The organism is Actinoallomurus sp. NPDC052274, assembly GCF_040679475.1.
GTDB classification, from domain to species: domain Bacteria; phylum Actinomycetota; class Actinomycetes; order Streptosporangiales; family Streptosporangiaceae; genus Actinoallomurus; species Actinoallomurus liliacearum.
In genome coordinates this window covers 1-19,356 of sequence record NZ_JBFAUT010000018.1, presented here as the reverse complement: position 1 = coordinate 19,356, position 19,356 = coordinate 1, and the positions used below count along the sequence as shown (strand labels likewise).

The window sequence follows — 19,356 nt, the reverse complement described above, 5'->3', positions numbered from 1 at the left end:
GTCAGTCCTCCGTCCCGGCTCCGGCCGTCACCGCGGCCTGGTCTCTGTGCGGGTAGTGCAGATCGAAGGCCGGGCGCTCCGACCGGATCCGCGGAATCGAGGTGAAGTTGTGCCGCGGCGGCGGGCAGGACGTCGCCCACTCGAGCGAGTTGCCGAAGCCCCACGGGTCGTCGACGTTCACCCGCTTGCCGCTCTTCGCCGTGATGAAGACGTTCCACAGGAACGGGATCATCGACACTGCGAGGATGAACGCGCCGATGGTCGAGACGACGTTCAGCGCGGTGAACTGCTTGGCGTAGTCCGGGACACGACGCTGCATGCCCTCCGCGCCGAGCCAGTGCTGGACCAGGAAGGTGGTGTGGAAGCCGATGAACAGCAGCCAGAAGTGGATCTTCCCGAGGGTCTCGTTGAGCATCTTCCCCGTCATCTTGGGCCACCAGAAGTAGAAGCCCGCGAACATCGCGAAGACCACGGTGCCGAACAGCACGTAGTGGAAGTGCGCGACGACGAAGTAGGAGTCGTTGAGCTGGAAGTCCAGCGGCGGCGAGGCCAGGATGATGCCGGTCAGGCCACCGAACAGGAACGTCACCAGGAAGCCGATCGACCAGAGCATCGGCGTCTCGAACGTCAGGTGCCCTCGCCAGATCGTGCCGACCCAGTTGAAGAACTTCACACCGGTCGGGACCGCGATCAGGAACGTCATGAACGAGAAGAACGGCAGCAGCACCTGGCCGGTGGGGAACATGTGGTGCGCCCACACGGTCACGGACAGGCCCGCGATCGCGATGGTGGCGCCGACCAGGCCGATGTAACCGAACACCGGCTTGCGGCTGAACACCGGCAGGATCTCGGTGATGATGCCGAAGAACGGCAGCGCGACGATGTAGACCTCTGGGTGGCCGAAGAACCAGAACAGGTGCTGCCAGAGCATCGCACCGCCGGTGGCCGGGTCGAACACGTGCGCGCCGAGCTTACGGTCGGCCTCCAGGGCCAGCAGCGCGGCGGCGAGCACCGGGAACGCCATCAGCACGAGGATCGAGGTCAGCAGGATGTTCCACGTGAAGATCGGCATCCGGAACATCGTCATGCCGGGCGCCCGCATGCAGAAGATCGTCGTGATGAAGTTGACGCCACCGAGGATCGTGCCGAGGCCGGAGAGCGTCAGACCCATGATCCACAGGTCGCCGCCGACCTCCGGGGACCGGACGATGTCCGAGAGCGGTGTGTAGGCGTACCAGCCGAAGCTGGCGGCGCCGCCCGGCGTGAGGAATCCGATGAGCGTGATGCTGCTGCCGAACAGGAAGAAGTAGAAGCTCAGCATGTTCATGCGCGGGAACGCCACGTCCGGCGATCCGATCTGCAGCGGCATGATCACGTTGCCGAAGCCGATGAACAGCGGCGTCGCGAACATCAGCAGCATGATCGTGCCATGCATGGTGAACAGCTGGTTGAACTGCTCGTTGCTCAGGAACTGCAGACCTGGCTTGGCCAGCTCGCTGCGCATGAGCAGCGCCATGATGCCGCCGATGCCGAAGAACACGAACGACGTGATCAGGTACATGTACCCGATCACCTTGTGGTCCGTGGACGTGAGCCACGACACGATGACGCGGCCCTTGCTCGGCCGCGGCCGGAACGCCGGCGCGGAGGGGGTGGAATGAGTAATGGTCGTGGTCACTGAGCGCTCCCGCTCGCCTGGTGGCTCGAGATGAACTGCTGGAACTCCTGCGGCGTGACGATCTTCACCTGGAAGAGCATCCGGCTGTGGTCGACGCCGCAGAACTCAGCGCAGCGTCCCTCGAACGTACCCGTCTTGGTCGGGGTGACCTCGAAGTCCTGTCCGGTGCGGGCACCGGGGAGGATGTCCCGCTTGAAGATGAACGAGGGGACCCAGAAGGAGTGGATGACGTCCGTCGAGACGAGGTGGAAGCGTACCCGCTGCCCGACCGGGATGACGAGGACGGGCTTGTTGGTCGCGTCGGGGCTCGTGGGCTGACCGACGATCGGCTTCGTGTGGTACTGCGGGTAGTCGAACTGCCAGCTCCACTGGAAGGCGGTCACGTTGACCTGCGTGACCTGGCCCGGATCGTTCGTCTTGCTGACCTTGTTGAGATACGTCTCGTCGCGCGCGGTGAAGTAGAACAGCACCGCGATGATGATGAACGGCACGACGGTGTAGAGCATCTCGATCGGCAGGTTGTACCGGACCTGCGGCGGCAGCTGGTCAGAACGCTTGCGGTGGAACAGCACCGCCCAGATGATCAGCCCCCACACGAGCGCACCGACGACGAACGCCGCGATCCATGACCCCTGCCATAGGGTCACGACGCGCTTGGCCTGCTCGGTCACCGGCGTCGGCAGACCGAGACGCTTGCCTTGGCCTGAGCACGCCGTCGTGGCGAGCGCCAACATGGAGAGCACCACGGCGCCCTGCAGCATGCGTCGCCGCGGGCTCGGCGCTCCAGTGCGCACGGGCATGTGCCGCTTCCTACGGCGGGTCGGACTCACGGATTGCCTTCCCACGATGAAGCCCGAATCTCCGGGCGATCAGTTCGATGTTCACGCTTGTCGACCAAACATTAGCGTGAGGGTCGCGGACACCCACTTGGGACCCCCATTAGTGTCTTCTTCGTGGCCTACTTCGATGCGGCGTCCACCGAATCCCTGCATCCGGCGGCCCGGGACGCCCTCATCTCGGCGCTGGACGGCGGCTGGGCCGACCCGCAGCGGCTCTACGGCGACGCGCGGCGCGCCCGGCTGCTGCTCGACCAGGCCAGAGCCAAGGTCGCCGTCGCGTTCGGCGTGCGCCCCGACGAGACGTACTTCACCTCCTCCGGCACCCAGGCGGTGCACCTGGCGATGCTGGGCACGCTGTCGGCCCGCCGCCGGACCGGCCGCCACCTGGTGGTCGGCGCCGTCGAGCACTCCAGCGTCCTGCACACCGCGGCGCTGCACGAGCGCGAGGGCGGGAAGGTGACCACGGTCGGCGTGGACCGTACGGGCCGGGTCGACCCGGAGGAGTTCGCGGCGGCGCTGCGCCCCGACACGGCACTGGCCTGCCTGCAGTCCGCGAACCACGAGGTCGGCACGCTACAGCCGGTCGCGGAGGTGGCCGAGGCGTGCCGCGCGGCGCGCGTCCCGTTGTTCGTCGACGCCGCACAGTCCGTCGGCCGGGTCGAGGTGCCCGCCGGCTGGTCGCTGCTGGCCGCCAGCGCCCACAAGTGGGGCGGTCCGCCGGGCGTCGGCGTCCTCGTCATCCGGAAGAACACCCGGTGGCGGTCGCCGCTCCCGGAGGACGAGCGCGAGGGCCGCCGGGTCCCCGGGTTCGAGAACGTCCCCGGAGCCGTCGCCGCCGCCGCGGCGCTGGAGGCGTACGCCGCGGAGCTGGAACGCGACGGCCCACGGCTGTCCGCGCTGGTCGACCGGATCCGCGACCGCGTGCCGCAGCTCGTCGAGGACGTCGAGGTCATCGGCGACCCCGTACGCCGCCTGCCGCACCTGGTGACGTTCTCCTGCCTGTACGTCGAGGGCGAGGCGCTCCTCACCGAACTCGACCGGCTCGGTTTCGCCGTTTCTTCCGGCAGCTCCTGTACGGCCGATACGCTGCGTCCCAGCCACGTTCTGGAGGCGATGGGGGTGATTACCCATGGAAACGTCCGGGTATCGCTCCCTCGCGGAACCAGCGCGACCGACGTCGACCGTTTCCTCGCGGTTCTTCCCGGGGCCGTGGCCAGACTCCGCCGTGCGGCGGGGGTGACCAGTCATTGAGTAGGGAGATGCGATGGGGCTGAGGCGCCGCCGGGCCGAGCGGGAGACGCCGCAGGAGGCGACGCCCCCGGCGTACCACGGACCGCTGCCGGTCCTGACCATCGACGCGCTCGGCCGTAAGTGCCCCATCCCGATCATCATGCTCGCCGAGCGCATCGGCGAGGTGCCGGTCGGCCAGATCATCGCGGTGCAGGCCGACGACGTCGCGGCGCGCACCGATGTGCCCGCCTGGTGCCGGATGAAGTCCCAGGACTTCGTCCGCGAGGAGACCCTCCCCCGCGGCTGGGCCTTCCACATACGCCGCACGTATTGAATGGCGCCCGCTCCGCGGGCACGGTTCGCCGGCGCTCAACGCGCCGTCTTCCCTCGTCGCTCCGGTCGCTGCGCTCCTCGGTCCAGCGACGCGCGCCGGCCAACGGGTGAGCGCCCGCTCCGGCGATCGGCGGCGGAGCGAGCGCTTCGGGTACTGGTCAGAGGTGCTGCGCGACCTCGGCGGCGGCCTGCTCGCCGTACGCGCCGGCGAACCGTTCGACGAAGCGCTCGCCGTGGAGGGTGTACTCCTGCGGGCCGGCGACCTCCAGCGCGTGCGCGGCGAGGAGGTTCCCGGTCTGCGCGGCGCGTTCGAGGGACAGTCCCCAGGCCAGCGCGGTCAGGAACCCGGCGCGGAACGCGTCACCGACGCCCGTCGGCTCGACCTTCTCCACCTCCGGGGCCGCGTCGACGTGCAGGCTCGGCTCGCCGGCGCGGTCGATGCGCACGCCCTTCGGGCCGAGCGTGGTGACGCGGACGCCGACGCGGGACAGGATCTCCTCGCTCGACCAGCCGCTCTTCTGCTCGCACAGCGACGCCTCGTACTCGTTGGTGAACAGGTACGCGGCGCCGTCGATGAGCTCCCGCACGTCGTCCATCCGGGCGAGCTGCTGTGACGGGTCCGCGGCGAACGGGATCCCCCGGGTGCGGCACTCCTCCGTGTGGCGGATCATCGCCTCGGGGTCGTCGGCGCCGATGAGGACCAGGTCGATGCCGCCGAGCCGCTCGGCGATCGGCTGCAGCTCGATCTGGCGGGCGTCGCTCATCGCGCCCGCGTAGAAGGAGGCGATCTGGTTGTGGTCCTGGTCGGTCGTGCACAGAAACCGGGCGGTGTGGTGCAGGTCGGAGATGTGCACCGCGGAGGTGTCCACGCCGTGCCGCTCCAGCCAGGAGCGGTAGTCGGCGAAGTCGTCGCCGACCGCGCCGACGAGGACCGGATGCTGGCCGAGCAGGCCCATGCCGAAGCAGATGTTGGCCGCCACGCCGCCGCGCCGGATCTCCAGCTCGTCGACGAGGAAGGACAGGGACACGGTGTGCAGCTGGTCGGGGATGAGCTGGTCCGCGAACCGGCCCGGGAAACTCATCAGATGGTCGGTTGCGATGGAGCCGGCTACAGCGATGCGCACGACGTCGATCTCCTCGTCGGTTCGGCGGCCCCGTCATCACCGCGAGGCCGTCTCGAATGGCGGTCCAAACCCGGCAAGGGTACTGCGTCACCGGTCGCTGAAACGCCGGATGCCCGTGCCCGGGGTGGACCCGGTCACGGGCATCGTCGCGCGAAGCCCTAAAGGCTCAGTGGAACGAGTCGCCGCAGGCGCAGGAGCCGCTGGCGTTCGGGTTGTCGATCGTGAAGCCCTGCTTCTCGATGGTGTCGACGAAGTCGATCGTGGCGCCGGTGAGGTAGGGGACGCTCTTCCGCTCGACGCGCACGGCGAGGCCGTTGAAGTCCTGAACGAGGTCACCGTCCAGCTGGCGGTCGTCGAAGTAAAGCTGGTAGATCAGGCCCGAGCACCCACCCGGCTGGACCTGCACGCGCAGCGCGAGGCCTTCTTCGCCCTGCTGTTCGAGCAGGCCCTTGGCCTTCTCCGCCGCGGCGTCCGTGAGGACGACGCCCTGCTGCGTGCCGGTCTCGGCTGGAACCGTCATGTGCTGACTCCCGATTGGCTCGGTCGCCTTGTGGCGGCCGTGGTGTTGTCGCTTGCCTCTCCGCACAACGTACCCGCTGCCGGGGGGCATTCCCCAATGGACCGGTTCTTTCACAGCCGCTCCCGGCGGCTTGACCGGCGCCGCGTACGATGACGTATCGTCAAAGAGACGATAAGTCTGTCAAGGGAGCCTCCCAGTGACCATCGACATCGGCAGCCCCCTGCTGCTCCTCGGCCGCGGCGCCGACCCGGCGAGCGAGCGCGGGGTCTCTTGTCCGGGCGACCTGCCGCCCGCCTCCGACCCGGCCCTGGTCGAGCGGGCCCATGCCGCCAAGGCCGCCCTGGGCGAACGGTTGTTCGTGCTGGGCCACCACTACCAGCGCGACGAGGTCATCCAGTTCGCGGACGTCACGGGCGACTCCTTCAAGCTCGCCCAGGAGGCGGCGGCCCGGCCGCAGGCGCCGTACGTCGTCTTCTGCGGTGTGCACTTCATGGCCGAGTCCGCCGACATCCTGACCGGCGCCGACCAGCGGGTCGTCCTGCCGGACCTGGCCGCCGGCTGCTCGATGGCCGACATGGCGACCTACGACCAGGTCGAGGAGTGCTGGGAGGTCCTGGAGGACGCGGGGATCGCCGACGACGTCGTGCCGATCACGTACATGAACTCCTCGGCCGACATCAAGGCGTTCGTCGGCCGGCACGGCGGCACCGTCTGCACGTCCTCCAACGCCCGCCGCGCCCTCGAGTGGGCGTTCTCCAAGGGCTCGAAGGTGCTGTTCCTGCCCGACCAGCACCTGGGCCGCAACACCGCCGTGCTGGAGATGGGCCTGGGGCTGGACGACTGCGTGGTCTACAACCCGCACCGGCCGGACGGCGGGCTCGCCGCGGACGAACTGCGGGCCGCCACGATGATCCTGTGGCGCGGGCACTGCTCGGTGCACGGGCGGTTCAGCAAGGAGTCCGTCGACGACGTACGGGCGCGCATCCCCGGCGTCAACGTGCTGGTCCACCCCGAGTGCCGCCACGAGGTCGTCAAGGAGGCCGACCACATCGGGTCGACGGAGTACATCATTCGCATGCTCGACCAGGCCCCGGCCGGGTCGGCGTGGGCCGTCGGCACGGAGCTCAACCTCGTGAAGCGACTCGCCGACCGGCACCCCGACAAGACGATCGTCTTCCTGGACAAGACCGTCTGCTTCTGCTCGACGATGAACCGCATCGACCTGCCGCACCTGGTCTGGTCGCTGGAGTCCCTGGCCCGGGGCGAGGTCGTCAACCAGATCACTGTCGACGAGGAGACGGCGCGCTACGCCCGCGCCGCCCTCGACCAGATGCTCGCCCTCCCGTAGCCTCCGACCGATCCCTGGCGGTGGCGGCGAGCCCGTCCGTGACGCCGCCAGGGATACGCCGGTCAGACGGGCTCGACGAGTTCGTCCATCATGCGGCGCATCGGCGCGGGATCGCCGCGCATGATGGCGATGGATGCGGCCACGTTTCGAGCCGCGTCCATTCTCGCCCATCTAACGGCGAATCCCGCCTCACGGGTGAGTTGCCCTAAGAAAGCCCGTTGGGTCCGGCCGTTCCTTTCCCTGAACGGATGCAACGCGTTGATCTCTCCGAAGTAGTAGGTGAGACGGTCGACGAAGTCCCTCCGTCGTAGTCCCACGAGGAATTCCTCTTTGGCCAGGGAGCCGAAGATGCGCTCCCCCTCGGAGGGGATGAACTGCGGAAGGCAGAAGACGTCGCCCTTCGCGATGGTCACCGTTCGGACCTCTCCGGCCCACTCGTAGATGTCTCCGAAGACCGCGCGGTGGAAGGCGCAGAGATGATCTAGATCGTACGCTCCGACCACCGGGCGTACGGCAAGACGAATGAGCGCCGCTCGGGTGATGTCCCGCTCGGCCTGCCGCAGTGCCTCATGGGTGTCGCAACCGAGCTTGTTCTTCAGAACGCCGGTCGCGGGATCGATATAGGGATCGAAGCTCACACTTGACGATATCGAGCCAGCGTGCGCTCATACATCTCATTCGCGTCGATGTCCCCCGCCACATAATCGGCTACGGCCTGCTCATGCTCGGCACTGAACGCACCGGGCACTTCGACCTGGACAGAGCGCGCCGCATCGAGAGCGGCCTGAAGACGGGCGATTTGATCGACCATCTCCTCATATGCCGCATAAGGCAGAACGATCGCTTGTGGCTTGCGATACGCGCCAAAGATCACCGGCTTGGCGCGCGCTCCTTCGCGGCTGAACCGCGCGAGCGTCTCGGAGAGCCGTTTCCGGACTTCCGACAGCGGCTGCACGGAGAGCGCGAAGGATGTCATGCCTCCAAGAATACTTGGTACGTGTACAACTTGCTGTACAACTTAGGCGCGGAGGCGGTGGGCCTCGTCGAAGAGCGTGGCCTCGGCGAGGCGGGTCGTGATGTAGGCGCTGACGGCCGCGGCCGCGAGCTGCATGTACATCACGACGATCTGGTAACGGATCGCGGTGAGCGGGTCGACGCCGCCGAGGATCAGACCGGTCATCGCGCCGGGCAGAGTGATCAGCCCGACGACCTTCGTGGAGTCGATGACGGGCAGCAGGGCGGTGTGCAACGCGTCGCGGGTGTGCGGGGCGAACGCCTCCCGGGCGGTGAGGCCAAGGGTCAGGCGGGCCTCGATCGCGGCCCGGCCGGAGGTGACCGCGTCGCGTACGCGCCGCAGGGCCAGGCCCACGGCCTGCATCGAGGCACCGATGATCATCCCGGCGACGGGGACGACGACGCGTGCCTGAGCGGGGATGACGTCGAGCAGGACGAGGGCGAGCAGCGTCGTGCCGCCACCCACGGCCAGGCCCGCGGTGGCCGCCACTCGCGACCGGGGCACCCCCGAGCCGCGCCGCCCGGCGACCTGCCCGGCGATCAGCACCATGACCGCCGCCCAGGCGAACGCCCCCGGCAGCCCGGCGTACCTGAAGATGGCGAGCAGCAGGGCGCCGACGGCGACGAGTTGCACTCCCGCGCGGACGGCCGCGACGACGAGGTCGCGACTGATCCGCAGGCGCGCCCGCGCGACGATGCCGAGTGCCAGCGCGACCAGCGCGAGCGAGGCCACGACGCCCGGCCACGACGGGACGTGCACCTCGTGAGTCATGCGCCCTCCTTCGTCGGAGGGGCGACCAGAGACACTGCGCTCATGGCTCGCTCGCTCCGCTCACTCACACGGCCTCCTGGCTCACGACGCCACGGCCCGGAGGTACTCGATCTCGTCGGGAGGGCCGTGCTCGACGAGCCGTCCGGCGCGCAGGACGAGGACGTCGTCGGCGAGGCGCCGGGCCTGTGCGGTGTCGTGGCTGACCAGGACGGCGGTGCCGCCGGCCGCCCGCAGGTCCTTGACGACCTGTTCGATGGCCTCGGCGCTGGCGCGGTCGAGGGCGGAGGTGGGCTCGTCGAGGAGGAGCACCTCGGGGCGGAGCGCCAGCGTACGGGCCAGGCAGACGCGCTGGGCCTCTCCCCCGGACAGCCCGGCGGTCGGGCGGTCGGCGAAGGCGGCTGGCAGACCGGTCTCGACGAGGAGAGAACGTGCGTCCGCCTCCGTCAGGTCGGGACGGCCGACCCGCAGATCGTCCAGGACGGTGTCGGTCAGCAGGGTCGGCTGCTGGGCGACGAGGCCGACGCGGCGGCGCAGCGCGAGGACTTCGAGCGCGGGCAGCGGCGTGCCGTCGAGCAGGACGCGGCCGCTCGTCGGCTCCAGCATCCGGTTGAGCAGGCGCAGCAGCGTCGACTTGCCCGCGCCGCTGGGCCCGGCGATCGCCGTACAGCGGCCGGATCGGATGGTGGCGCCGACGTCCTCGAGGATGACCGCGTCGCCGCGGCGAACGCCGACGCTCTCCAGAACGAAGGTCACAACCCGGGAGCGCCCCATACCGGGAACCACCGGCTCAGGTCGCCCTCGACCGGCAGGTCGGCGCCGACCGCGCCGCGTACTTGCAGCTCCAGGGCGTTGTCCCGCTTCTCGCCCGGCAGCGGGGCGAAGGGGTAGAAGGTGCCCCGCTTGTAGAGGTAGACGAGACCGAAGCGTTTGCCCTCCGGTCCGGTGAAGGCGACCAGCGAGCACAGCAGTTGCGGGCCGAACCCGCCGGCCTCCAGGGCGGCGTTGACCGCGTGCAGGTCCGTGACCAGGCCCACGAGGTCGGTCGGGGCGTGCCGGGCGACCAGCCAGGTGTAGCCGTACGTGTCGGTGCTCAGCTCGACCTTCGGCCCGTCGCCGGCGTCCAGGAGCTCGCGCACGTCCTCCTCGATCTGCGCGAACGCCGCGCCCTCGGCCGCCCGGAAGCAGACCGCGCCGACGCCCGTCGGCGTCAGGCCGGCCGCGGCCTCGAGTGTCACGGCCGCGGTCGGCAGCGCGAACAACCGGTCGAGGTCGGGCTTCTTGGGCTTCGACCGGCCCAGCAGCGTGTCGAGGAACCCCATGGTCACACTCCCCTGCCGAGCTGGGCGGAGATCTTGGCGAGCTGCTCGAGCCGCTGGTCCAGTGACGGGTGGGTGGAGAAGAGCGTGGAGATGCTGATGCCCTTGGTGAAGGCCGGCGCGAAGTAGAAGGCGTTGAACGGCTCGGCCGCCCGCAGGTCCTTGGTGGGGATGCGGGACATCTCGCCGGTGACCTTGCTGAGCGCGGCCGCCAGGGCGGAGGGCCGCCCGGTGAGCAGCGCCGCGGCACGGTCGGCCGACAGCTCGCGGTACCGCGACAGGGCGCGGGTCAGCAGGAAGCTGATGGCGTAGACGGCGGCGCTGACGCCGATGACGACCAGCAGCACCATCGCGGTGCTCTGGTCGTTGTTGTTGCGGTTCCGGTCGTTGAAGCCGCCCCACAGGCCCCACTCGAGGCCGAACCGCGTGAGCAGGCCGGCCAGGATGCCGAGGAACGACGCGATCGTCATCACCGCGACGTCGCGGTGGGCGACGTGCGACAGCTCGTGGGCCAGCACGCCCTCCAGCTCCACCGGGTCGAGTCGCCGGAGCAGGCCCGTGGTGACGCACACCACGGCGTTCTGCTGGTTGCGGCCGGTGGCGAAGGCGTTCGGCACGTCGGTGTCGGCGATCGCCACCCTCGGCTTCGGCATGTCGGACATGGCGCAGATCCGGTCGATCACGCCGTGCAGCTCCGGCGCGTCTTCCGGCGACACCACACGTCCGTGCATGGCGAACAGCGCGAGACGGTCGGAGAAGAAGTACTGGGCGAGGAGGAAGGCCACGGCGATGACCAGGACGACCAGCCATAGCCGTGGCACGAACACGAAGAAGAACCCGACGAAGACGACGTACAGCAACCCCAGCAGGAACATCGTCAGCAGCATGCGCGATGTGAGCCCTCGGTCGGGCGCGAAGCGCGAGCGCTCCATTGTGTCCCCTTCCTCCCCGTCCGACGCTTTCTACTGGTAAAACGCGCGAACAGGCCCGTTTTGTGCCATAACGGGTCAGTCGGGGATGAGCCCTTCGTCACCCAGCATCGCGCGGACCTCCTCCATCGTGGCGTCCGCGGGAGGAAGGATCAGATCCGACGGCTCGAGGTCCTCGGGCGGCAGCGGCTTGCCGACCGTGCGCACCCGCTCGAGCAGCGCGTGCAGCGCGCCGCGGAACTGGTCCTCGTCGCCGGACTCGATCGCCTTCTCGAGCTCCGCGTCGAGGTCGTTCAGCGCGGACAGGTCGCCGTCGGCGACGTCGAGCTGTCCCTCGCCCATCAGCCGGACGATCACTGGCCCTCCCCCGGCTGATGGGGCCGCTGGATCTGCGGCTGGGCCTGCTGGTGCGGCGCGGCCTGGTGCCCTTGCTGCTGACCCGGCGCGGCGTCGATCTGCTTCGGCGCGGTGCCCATGCCCAGCTCGGCCTTCATCTGCTCGAGCTCGAGGTCGACGCCCGGGCCGCTGCCCATGCGGTCCAGCTCGGCCTGGATGTCGTCGCGCGGGCCGGAGTAGTCCTCCAGGGCGCCGGAGGCGAGCAGCTCGTCGATGGCGCCGGCGCGCGCCTTCATGTTCTCGGTCTTCTCCTCGGCGCGCTGGATCGCCAGGCCGACGTCGCCCATCTCCTCGGAGATGCCGGAGAACGCCTCGTTGATCTTGGTCTGCGCCTCGGCCGCCGTGTAGGTGGCCTTGATCGTCTCCTTGCGCGTACGGAAGGAGTCGACCTTGGCCTGCAGGCGCTGGGAGGCGAGCGTGAGCTTCTCCTCCTCGCCCTGCAGCTGCTGGTACTGCGCGCGCAGGTCGTTCAACTGGCTGTCCAGACCCGCCCGGCGGGTCAGCGCCTCGCGGGCGAGGTCCTCCCGGCCGACCTGCAGGGCCTTCTTGCCCTGCTCGGTCAGCTTGTTCTGCTGCTGCTCGAGCTGGTTGATCTGGAGCTCGAGACGCTTGCGGGAGGTGGCGACGTCCGCGACGCCCCGGCGGACCTTCTGCAGCATCTCAAGCTGGCGCTGGTAGGAATAGTCAAGGGTTTCACGAGGATCTTCCATCCGGTCCAGTGCCTTGTTGGCCTTGGATTTGAAGATCATCGACATACGCTTCATCACGCTCATCGCGCGTGGCCGGTCCCTTCTGCTGGTGCCTCACAACGCTGCTGGGGTTCGCTGACCACCCTACGCGTTAACGTCCAAGACAGTCATTATGTTCGCCGCGAGCGCCGGTAGGCTGATCTGCGTGTTCCGACGCCGTACCGATACCGACACGCAGGAGCCCTCGACCACCCCCGAGATCGTCAAACCGGGAGGGAAGGGCCGCCCCACGCCCAAGCGCCGTGAGGCGGAGAGGCGCAACCGCCAGCCGATCACCGCGCCCAAGACGCGCAAGGAGGCCTACCAGCAGGCCCGTGACCGGCAGGCCCGCGACCGCCAGAAGGTCAAGGAGGGCATGGCCCGCGGCGACGACCGCTACCTGCCCAAACGCGACCAGGGGCCGGCCCGCCGGCTCGCCCGCGACTTCGTCGACTCCCGGCGGACGTTCGGCGAGTACTTCATGTACCTCACCCTGCTGATCCTCCTGCTGGCGATGGTCGCGCCGCTGACCGTCAAGGCGTACGTCTACCAGTTCGGCTGGCCGGTCATGCTGGTGCTGATCATCGGCGAGTCGATCCTCCTCGGCAGGCGGGTCAAGAAGCTCGCCCTGGAGCGCTTCCCCGACGACAACCTCCGCGGTCTCGGCTTCTACGTCGCGACCCGGTCGATGCAGATCCGCCGGTTCCGCATGCCGCAGCCGCGCCTCAAGCCGGGGCAGAAGGACCAGGTCTGACCCCTCGCCTTAGGGTGCGGTCATGGAGTTCCGTCATTTGGGCCGCAGCGGCCTCATGGTCAGCGAAATCTCGTACGGCAACTGGATCACGCACGGCTCCCAGGTGGAGGAGGACGCCGCGAAGGCGTGCGTCCAGGCGGCCCTCGAGGAGGGCATCACCACCTTCGACACGGCGGACGTCTATGCCGGCACCCGCGCGGAGGAGGTCCTGGGCCGCGCCCTGAAGGGTCAGCGCCGGGAGTCCCTGGAGATCTTCACCAAGGTCTACTGGCCCACCGGCTCGGGTCCCAACGACCGCGGCCTGTCCCGCAAGCACATCTTCGAGTCGATCCACGGCTCGCTGCGGCGCCTGCAGACCGACTACATCGACCTGTACCAGGCGCACCGGTTCGACCACGAGACGCCGCTCGAGGAGACCCTCAAGGCCTTCGACGATCTCGTACGCCAGGGCAAGGTGCTCTACATCGGCGTGTCGGAGTGGCGCGCCGAGGAGATCGCCCGGGCGCTGAAGATCGCCGACGAGATGGGCCTGGACCGGATCGTCTCGAACCAGCCGCAGTACAACATGATCTGGCGGGTCATCGAGTCCGAGGTCGTGCCGCTGTGCGAGAAGGAGGGCGTCGGGCAGATCGTCTGGTCGCCGATCGCCCAAGGGGTGCTGACCGGCAAGTACGCGCCGGGTGCCGCCCCGCCCTCGGGTTCCCGCGCCACCGACGAGAAGAGCGGCGCGGCGTTCATCCAGCGACTCCTGGACGACGAGGTCCTGACCCGCGTGCAGCGGCTCAAGCCGCTCGCCGACGAGGCGGGCCTGTCGATGGCGCAGCTCGCCGTCGCGTGGGTCCTGCAGAACCCGAACGTCTCCTCGGCCATCATCGGCGCCAGCCGTCCCGAGCAGGTGCGGGACAACGTGAAGGCGGCCGGCGTCAAGCTCGAGGCCGACCTGCTGCAGCGCGTCGACGAGATCCTCGCGCCGGTCGTCGAGCGCGACCCGGCCAAGACCGTCAGCCCGTCGCGGCGCCCGTAGCCGGGCCGCGTCCGCCGGTCTCCCTCCGCGAGAGCCCGGCGGACGCCGACCGCGGCGTCCGGGCCGGCCGCCCGGGCGCGCCGATCGCGGACGGGGCCGCCGGGCCGGCCCATCCACCGGCCCGGCCGCGTCGCCGCCCAGCCACCGGCCCCGTGTCGCGGCCCGCCCGCCGGCCGGGTCGTGTCGCGGAGCGCGCCGGTCAGCCGCCCTGCGGGTGGAGGCTCATCGGGCCGTACTCCACGCGCCCGTCCTCCAGGAGGGACACCTGGTCGACGCCCGCCTCCAGGAGGCCGCGCCAGTTCTCCCCCACCCAGGACTCCGCGTCGGCCTGAGTGGTCCAGGTCTCCTCGCCGAAGCCGGGCGCCTCAACCGGTGTCCCGTCGGACTTCTCGTACCGCCAGCTCCAGGGCATCGCTCTCCTCATCTCCGTGCGGCTCGCCCGGCCGCTTCGACCGGGTGCCGCGGCAGCCTCCGAGGTCGGCGTCGCACTCGGACCCACCTCATGATCCGCAGGTTACCGGGGCCGGTCGTTTTGACGCCGTTCACCGCCCCGTGGTCAACTCATCGGCAGCAGCACACGCGCCACGTGGGGGAAGCCGGTCGAAGTCCGGCGCTGACCCGCAACCGTAGGCCTGCGGGCAACCCGCCCGCGGCGAGCCGGAATGCCCGCGCCGGCGCGAGCGGCTCCGTCGTTCCGTCGTGGTCTGCGGATGGAGTCAGGGCGCGTGCCGCGTCCGGCGCGCCCGCTTCACCCGGGACCGCCTTCCCCCAGAAAGGCGCCCATGCGCAAGATCGCAGCCGGTGTCCTCGCCGCCGCCCTGCCGTTCGCCCTGATGCCCGAGGCGCACGCCGACCCCGTGGCGTTCTGGGGGTACTGGCAGGCCAAGGGCGACACGTGGGCCTTCGCCAGCACGGGCCCGGCCCAGGCCCACCCCAAGGACGGCGCGGTGGAGGGCTGGCGGTTCGCCAGGTCCAACGGGAACACCGGCACCCCGCCCCGCGCCAAGCCGGACTTCGCCGCGATCTGCGGATCCACGGCCGGGGCTCCGGCGGGCGAGAAGCGCGTCGCCGTCGTCATCGACTACGGCGAGGCGGCCGACGCCCCGAAGAGCCAGGTCCCGCCGGCCGCCAAGCAGCACTGCGCGACCGTCCCGCAGAGCGCCACCGGCTCCGACATCCTCGCGGCGGCGGGCCGTCCGCAGACGGACAAGAGCGGCCTGATCTGCGCCATCGACTCCTTCGGCCCCTGCGGCGCGCCGGTCGCCGCGTCCCCCTCCGCCACGGCGAGGACGACCGCGGAGAAGAAGAAGGACTCCGGCACGCCGGTCGGGCTGTACACCGGGATCGGGCTGATCGTGCTCGTCGCCGCGGGCGGCGGGCTGGTCGCGGTGCGCCGGTCGCGTCGATGAGCGAGCCCAGCGAGCGGATCTGGACCACAACGCCTCCGGCCATCCCTCCGACGGAGGAGCGCCCGTGAGCGAGCGGAGCGAGCGAGCCATGGGCACAGCACCCCTGGTCACCTCTCCGACGGAGGAGGGCACGTGAGCGAGCGGAGCGAGCGAGCCAAGGGCACAGCACCCCTGGTCGCCCCTCCGACGAAGGAGGGTACGTGACCCGGCGGTTGCATCCCGGGGCCTGGTGGCTGTGGGCGCTGGGGCTCGCGACGGCGGCCACGCGGACCACCGATCCGCTGCTCCTCCTGCTGGTGGGCACGGTGACCGGGACGGTCGTGGCGGTGCGCCGCACGGACGACCCCTGGGCCCGGGCGTACGGGATGTTCCTGCGGATCGGCCTCGTCGTGGTCGTGGTGCGGCTGGTGTTCGGGGCGGTGTTCGTGGCGCAGACTCCGGGCACCACGCTGGTCACGCTGCCGTCGGTGACCCTGCCGTCCTGGATGGCGGGGCTGCGGGTCGGCGGGCCGGTGACCGCCGAGGGCCTGGCCGTCGCCGGGTACGACGCGCTGCGGCTCGCCACCGTCCTGGTCTGCGTCGGCGCGGCGAATGCGCTGGCCGCCCCGAGCCGCCTGCTGAAGTCGGTGCCCGGAGCGCTGTACGAGGTGGGCGTCGCGGTCGTGGTCGCGATGACGTTCGCGCCGCAGGCGGTCGCGCACGTGCGGCGGGTACGCGACGCCCAGCGCCTGCGCGGCCGTGCCGACCGGGGGATCCGGTCGCTGCGGCGGCTCGCCATGCCGGTGCTCGAGGGCGCGCTGGACCGGTCGGTGCAGTTGGCCGCCGCGATGGACGCGCGCGGGTACGGCCGTACCGCCGCCGTGCCGCGCGCCCGGCGGCGGGCCACCGCGGCACTGGTCCTGGGCGGGCTCCTCGCGGTGTGCGCCGGGCTGTACGGGCTCCTGGACGGGCAGGCGCCGGCGGCGCTGGGAACGCCGCTGCTGGTCGCGGGGGCGGTCGCCGCCGCGGCCGGGCTGTGGCTCGGGGGCCGCCGTTCGCCGCGGACCCGGTACCGCCCGGATCCGTGGGCGCTGCCGGAGTGGGTCACCGGCGGCTCGGGCGTGCTGGCCGCCGCCGCGATGACCGTCGCCGGCCTCATCGGCACGGACGGCCTGCGGCCCACGCCGGGGACCGCGCCCGATCTGCCCATCCTCCCGGCCGCCGGGGTGCTGCTCGCCCTCGCCCCGGTGCTCCTGCGGGGGATCCGGACATGATCCGTTTCGACCGGGTCGGCTTCCACTACGGCGGCGCGCCGGTGCTCACCGACGTCGACCTGAGGATCGAGGAGGGCGAGCTCTGCCTGGTCGCCGGGCGTACCGGCACGGGCAAGTCCACGCTGCTGCGCGCGGTGAACGGCCTGGTCCCCCACTTCACCGGCGGCGTGCTGACCGGCCGGGTGACCGTCGCGGGGCGGGACACCCGCGACCACCCGCCGCGTGAGCTCGCCGACCTCGTCGGCTACGTCGGCCAGGACCCGCGGGCCGGGTTCGTCTCCGACGTGGTCGAGGAGGAGCTGGCGTACGGCATGGAATCCCTGGGCCTGCCGCCGGACGTCATGCGCCGGCGCGTCGAGGAGACCCTGGACCTGCTCGGTCTGGCCGGACTGCGGGACCGCCCCCTCGGCACGCTGTCCGGCGGGCAGGCGCAGCGGGTCGCGATCGGCTCGGTGCTCACCACGCACCCGAGGGTCCTCGTCCTGGACGAGCCGACGTCCGCGCTGGACCCGGTGGGCGCCGAGGACGTCCTGGCCACGCTGCAGCGCCTCGTCCACGACCTCGGCCTGACCGTCCTCCTCGCGGAGCACCGCCTGGAGCGGGTCGTCCACCTGGCCGACACGATGGTGCTGCTGCCCGGCGACGGGCGGCCGCCCGCGTACGGCCCGACCGGCGCGATCATGGTGGACTCCCCGGTGGCGCCGCCGGTCGTCCAGCTCGGCCGGCTGGCGGGCTGGTCGCCGCTTCCCCTGTCCGTGCGGGACGCCCGGCGCGCCGCCGCTCCCCTGCGGGAGCGCCTCGCCGCGGCGCCGCCGCCCGCCCCCTCACCGGGACCCGGCGATGGCCGGACGCTCGCGTCCGTACGCGGCCTGGAGGTCAGGTACGGCCCCCTGCCGGCGCTGCGCGGCGTCGACCTGTCCGTCGCCTCGGGCGAGGTGATCGCGCTGATGGGACGGAACGGCGCCGGGAAGTCCTCGCTGCTGCGCGCCCTGGTCGGCCTCGTGCGCCCGTCGGGCGGACGGGTGCGGGTCGGCGACGCGGCGCCGCACGAGACGCCGCCGCGCGTCATGGTCCGCAACGCGGGCCTCGTCCCGCAGGACGCCGCCGACCTGCTGTACGCCGAGACGGTCGCGGCCGAGTGCGCCGCCGCGGACCGCGACCTGGCCGCCGAGCGGGGAACCTGCCGCGCCCTCTTCGAGCGCCTCGCGCCCGGCGTGGACGACGCGCTGCACCCACGGGACCTGTCGGAGGGACAGCGGCTGGCTCTCGCGCTGGCCGTGGTCCTGACCGGGCGGCCGCCGCTGGTCCTGCTGGACGAGCCGACGCGCGGCCTGGACTACACCGCCAAGGAACGCCTGGTGGAGATCGTCCGCGACCTGGCCGCCGACGGGCACGCGGTGGTGCTGGCCACCCACGACGTCGAGCTGGTCGCCGAGGTCGCGACGCGCACCGTGGTCGTCGCCGAGGGCGAGATCGTCGCCGACGGTCCGACCGCCGAGGTCGTGGTGTCCTCGCCCGCGTTCGCCCCGCAGGTCGGCAAGATCCTCGCTCCGGCGCCGGTCCTCACGGTGGGCCAGGCAAGGGAGGTGCTGCCATGACCGAGCGAAGCGAGGGAATCAACAGGCACGGCACCTGGCCGACGCAGGAGGTCTCGTGACCGCGGTCCGGCTGCGGGCGCGGTCCGCGACGGCGCTGCTGCTGGTGTCGCTGGCGGGACTGGCCGCGTTCTGCTGGCCGCTGCTCGTCACGCCAGGGGCGCGGATCGGCCAGTCGACCTTCGCCCCCTGGATGTTCGTGCTGCTCCTTCCGCTGCTGCTCGCGGTGGCGCTCGCCGAGGTCGCCGAGGGCGGGATCGACGCCAAGGCGATCGCGCTGCTGGGCGTGCTCGGCGCGGTCGGGGCGGCGCTCCGGCCGCTCGGCACGAACGTCGCGGGGTTCGAGCCGATGTTCTTCGTCCTGGTGTACGGCGGGCGGGTGCTGGGGCGCGGGTTCGGCTACCTGCTGGGCTCGGTGGCGATGTTCGCCAGCGCCCTGATCACGGCGGGCGTCGGTCCCTGGCTGCCGTACCAGATCCTCGGCGCGGCGTGGGTGGGGTTCTTCGCCGGATGCCTGCCGCGGCGGCCACGGGGCCGCGCGGAGATCGCGATGCTCGCGGCGTACGGCGCGGTCGCCGCGTTCCTCTACGGCTGGTTGCAGAACCTGGGGTCGTGGCCCTTCGTCGGGGGAATGTCGAGTTCGATCTCCTTCCACCCGGGCGCCCCGCTCGCCGACAATCTCGGGAGGTTCGTCGCGTTCAGCCTCGCCACCTCCCTCGGGTTCGACGTGCCGCGAGCGATCTTCACCGCGATCCTGGTGGCCGTCACCGGCCGTCCGGTGCTCCTCGCCCTGCGCCGCGCCGCCCGCCGGGCGGCGTTCGAGGCCCCGGCCGACGGCCGCGGCGACTGACGGGAGGCGCGGATGGAGATCGACCTGCTCGGCACGGCGGGGCCGCGCGGCTGGCCCGAGGCCGGCTGCCGCTGCGCCTCCTGCACCCGGATGCGCGCCGCGCGCCGCGCCCTTGAGCCGACCCGCGTCCTCCTCGACGGCGTCCCGCTGGTCGGCATCCGGTAGAACAGGCGTTTGATATGAGGGGACCCGCAGTCGTATGGAGGTGTTGGCGCCGTTCGTCACGCAGTAGCCGTTGATGCTC

General features: G+C 70.9%; 23 protein-coding genes and 1 riboswitch. Of the genes, 10 read left to right on the top strand and 13 right to left on the bottom strand.

What is annotated here, in order from left to right; genetic code table 11:
* Position 1: 1 nt before the first annotated feature.
* Both ctaD and coxB read right to left on the bottom strand, forming a co-directional pair.
* Complete coding sequence (gene ctaD, locus AB0K82_RS17375) at positions 2-1,666, bottom strand: cytochrome c oxidase subunit I (RefSeq protein ID WP_364398159.1); 1,665 nt, start codon at positions 1,664-1,666, stop codon at positions 2-4.
* Between the two features lie 8 nt (positions 1,667-1,674).
* The gene (gene coxB, locus AB0K82_RS17370; RefSeq protein ID WP_364397960.1) at positions 1,675-2,478 is read right to left on the bottom strand and encodes a cytochrome c oxidase subunit II; all 804 of its coding nucleotides are present in this window, start codon (positions 2,476-2,478) and stop codon (positions 1,675-1,677) included.
* Positions 2,479-2,631: 153 nt separating this feature from the next.
* Here coxB and AB0K82_RS17365 point away from each other — a divergent pair, with 153 nt between their 5' ends.
* Positions 2,632-3,768, top strand: coding sequence for a cysteine desulfurase family protein (locus AB0K82_RS17365; RefSeq protein ID WP_364397959.1), 1,137 nt, complete (start codon positions 2,632-2,634; stop codon positions 3,766-3,768).
* 85 nt (positions 3,769-3,853) lie between these two features.
* Positions 3,854-4,081 (top strand): sulfurtransferase TusA family protein, encoded by a 228-nt coding sequence (locus tag AB0K82_RS17360; protein WP_252810881.1) that lies wholly within the window; start codon positions 3,854-3,856, stop codon positions 4,079-4,081.
* A gap of 157 nt (positions 4,082-4,238) precedes the next feature.
* On the opposite strand, the gene AB0K82_RS17355 is transcribed toward AB0K82_RS17360, so the two are convergent.
* Together AB0K82_RS17355 and AB0K82_RS17350 are read right to left on the bottom strand one after the other, a co-directional pair.
* Complete coding sequence (locus AB0K82_RS17355; RefSeq protein WP_364397957.1) at positions 4,239-5,204, bottom strand: carbohydrate kinase family protein; 966 nt, start codon at positions 5,202-5,204, stop codon at positions 4,239-4,241.
* A gap of 166 nt (positions 5,205-5,370) precedes the next feature.
* Complete coding sequence (locus tag AB0K82_RS17350; RefSeq protein ID WP_364397955.1) at positions 5,371-5,724, bottom strand: iron-sulfur cluster assembly accessory protein; 354 nt, start codon at positions 5,722-5,724, stop codon at positions 5,371-5,373.
* 196 nt (positions 5,725-5,920) lie between these two features.
* Between AB0K82_RS17350 and nadA the strand changes: the two genes are divergently transcribed.
* A complete protein-coding gene (gene nadA / locus AB0K82_RS17345) occupies positions 5,921-7,072 on the top strand; it encodes a quinolinate synthase NadA (RefSeq protein WP_364397954.1) in 1,152 nt (383 codons plus the stop codon).
* 62 nt (positions 7,073-7,134) lie between these two features.
* Here nadA and AB0K82_RS17340 read toward each other — a convergent pair whose 3' ends face one another.
* The 8 genes from AB0K82_RS17340 to AB0K82_RS17305 form a co-directional block, all read right to left on the bottom strand.
* Positions 7,135-7,710 carry a Fic family protein gene (locus tag AB0K82_RS17340; protein ID WP_364397952.1) on the bottom strand — a complete coding sequence of 192 codons (576 nt, stop codon included), beginning with the start codon at positions 7,708-7,710 and terminating at the stop codon, positions 7,135-7,137.
* Positions 7,707-8,048, bottom strand: a complete 342-nt coding sequence (locus AB0K82_RS17335) for a hypothetical protein (protein WP_364397951.1) — start codon at positions 8,046-8,048, stop codon at positions 7,707-7,709. The genes AB0K82_RS17340 and AB0K82_RS17335 overlap by 4 nt, the downstream gene beginning before the upstream one ends.
* A gap of 42 nt (positions 8,049-8,090) precedes the next feature.
* Positions 8,091-8,858: an iron export ABC transporter permease subunit FetB gene (fetB, locus tag AB0K82_RS17330; RefSeq protein ID WP_364397949.1), complete on the bottom strand. Its 768-nt coding sequence runs from the start codon at positions 8,856-8,858 to the stop codon at positions 8,091-8,093.
* Positions 8,859-8,939: 81 nt separating this feature from the next.
* On the bottom strand, positions 8,940-9,611 hold the full coding sequence (locus AB0K82_RS17325; RefSeq protein ID WP_364397947.1) for a phosphate ABC transporter ATP-binding protein: 672 nt from the start codon (positions 9,609-9,611) through the stop codon (positions 8,940-8,942).
* The gene (locus AB0K82_RS17320) at positions 9,608-10,177 is read right to left on the bottom strand and encodes a hypothetical protein (RefSeq protein WP_364397946.1); all 570 of its coding nucleotides are present in this window, start codon (positions 10,175-10,177) and stop codon (positions 9,608-9,610) included. Before AB0K82_RS17320 ends, AB0K82_RS17325 begins: the two co-directional genes overlap by 4 nt.
* 2 nt (positions 10,178-10,179) lie before the next feature.
* Positions 10,180-11,106: a zinc metalloprotease HtpX gene (htpX, locus tag AB0K82_RS17315; protein WP_364397944.1), complete on the bottom strand. Its 927-nt coding sequence runs from the start codon at positions 11,104-11,106 to the stop codon at positions 10,180-10,182.
* 75 nt (positions 11,107-11,181) lie between these two features.
* A complete protein-coding gene (locus AB0K82_RS17310) occupies positions 11,182-11,460 on the bottom strand; it encodes a hypothetical protein (protein ID WP_345357907.1) in 279 nt (92 codons plus the stop codon).
* Positions 11,457-12,272 (bottom strand): PspA/IM30 family protein, encoded by an 816-nt coding sequence (locus AB0K82_RS17305; protein WP_364397942.1) that lies wholly within the window; start codon positions 12,270-12,272, stop codon positions 11,457-11,459. The genes AB0K82_RS17310 and AB0K82_RS17305 overlap by 4 nt, the downstream gene beginning before the upstream one ends.
* 121 nt (positions 12,273-12,393) lie before the next feature.
* Here AB0K82_RS17305 and AB0K82_RS17300 point away from each other — a divergent pair, with 121 nt between their 5' ends.
* Positions 12,394-12,981: a DUF3043 domain-containing protein gene (locus tag AB0K82_RS17300; protein WP_364397940.1), complete on the top strand. Its 588-nt coding sequence runs from the start codon at positions 12,394-12,396 to the stop codon at positions 12,979-12,981.
* Positions 12,982-13,003: 22 nt separating this feature from the next.
* A complete protein-coding gene (locus AB0K82_RS17295) occupies positions 13,004-14,005 on the top strand; it encodes an aldo/keto reductase family protein (RefSeq protein ID WP_364397938.1) in 1,002 nt (333 codons plus the stop codon).
* A gap of 199 nt (positions 14,006-14,204) precedes the next feature.
* Here the strand turns inward: AB0K82_RS17295 and AB0K82_RS17290 are convergent, their stop codons facing one another.
* Positions 14,205-14,417 (bottom strand): hypothetical protein, encoded by a 213-nt coding sequence (locus AB0K82_RS17290; RefSeq protein ID WP_345357895.1) that lies wholly within the window; start codon positions 14,415-14,417, stop codon positions 14,205-14,207.
* Positions 14,418-14,594: 177 nt separating this feature from the next.
* Positions 14,595-14,673: riboswitch (cobalamin riboswitch) on the top strand.
* A 114-nt stretch (positions 14,674-14,787) separates the two neighbouring features.
* On the opposite strand from AB0K82_RS17290, the gene AB0K82_RS17285 reads away from it, so the two are divergent.
* From AB0K82_RS17285 to AB0K82_RS17265, 5 genes are all read left to right on the top strand, one after another.
* Positions 14,788-15,414, top strand: a complete 627-nt coding sequence (locus AB0K82_RS17285; protein ID WP_364397936.1) for an SCO2322 family protein — start codon at positions 14,788-14,790, stop codon at positions 15,412-15,414.
* A gap of 200 nt (positions 15,415-15,614) precedes the next feature.
* The gene (locus AB0K82_RS17280) at positions 15,615-16,667 is read left to right on the top strand and encodes an energy-coupling factor transporter transmembrane component T (RefSeq protein WP_364397934.1); all 1,053 of its coding nucleotides are present in this window, start codon (positions 15,615-15,617) and stop codon (positions 16,665-16,667) included.
* Positions 16,664-18,265, top strand: coding sequence for an ATP-binding cassette domain-containing protein (locus AB0K82_RS17275; protein WP_364397932.1), 1,602 nt, complete (start codon positions 16,664-16,666; stop codon positions 18,263-18,265). The genes AB0K82_RS17280 and AB0K82_RS17275 overlap by 4 nt, the downstream gene beginning before the upstream one ends.
* A gap of 55 nt (positions 18,266-18,320) precedes the next feature.
* Positions 18,321-19,112, top strand: coding sequence for an ECF transporter S component (locus tag AB0K82_RS17270; RefSeq protein ID WP_364397930.1), 792 nt, complete (start codon positions 18,321-18,323; stop codon positions 19,110-19,112).
* Positions 19,113-19,124: 12 nt separating this feature from the next.
* On the top strand, positions 19,125-19,277 hold the full coding sequence (locus AB0K82_RS17265) for a hypothetical protein (RefSeq protein ID WP_364397928.1): 153 nt from the start codon (positions 19,125-19,127) through the stop codon (positions 19,275-19,277).
* Positions 19,278-19,356: the final 79 nt, after the last annotated feature.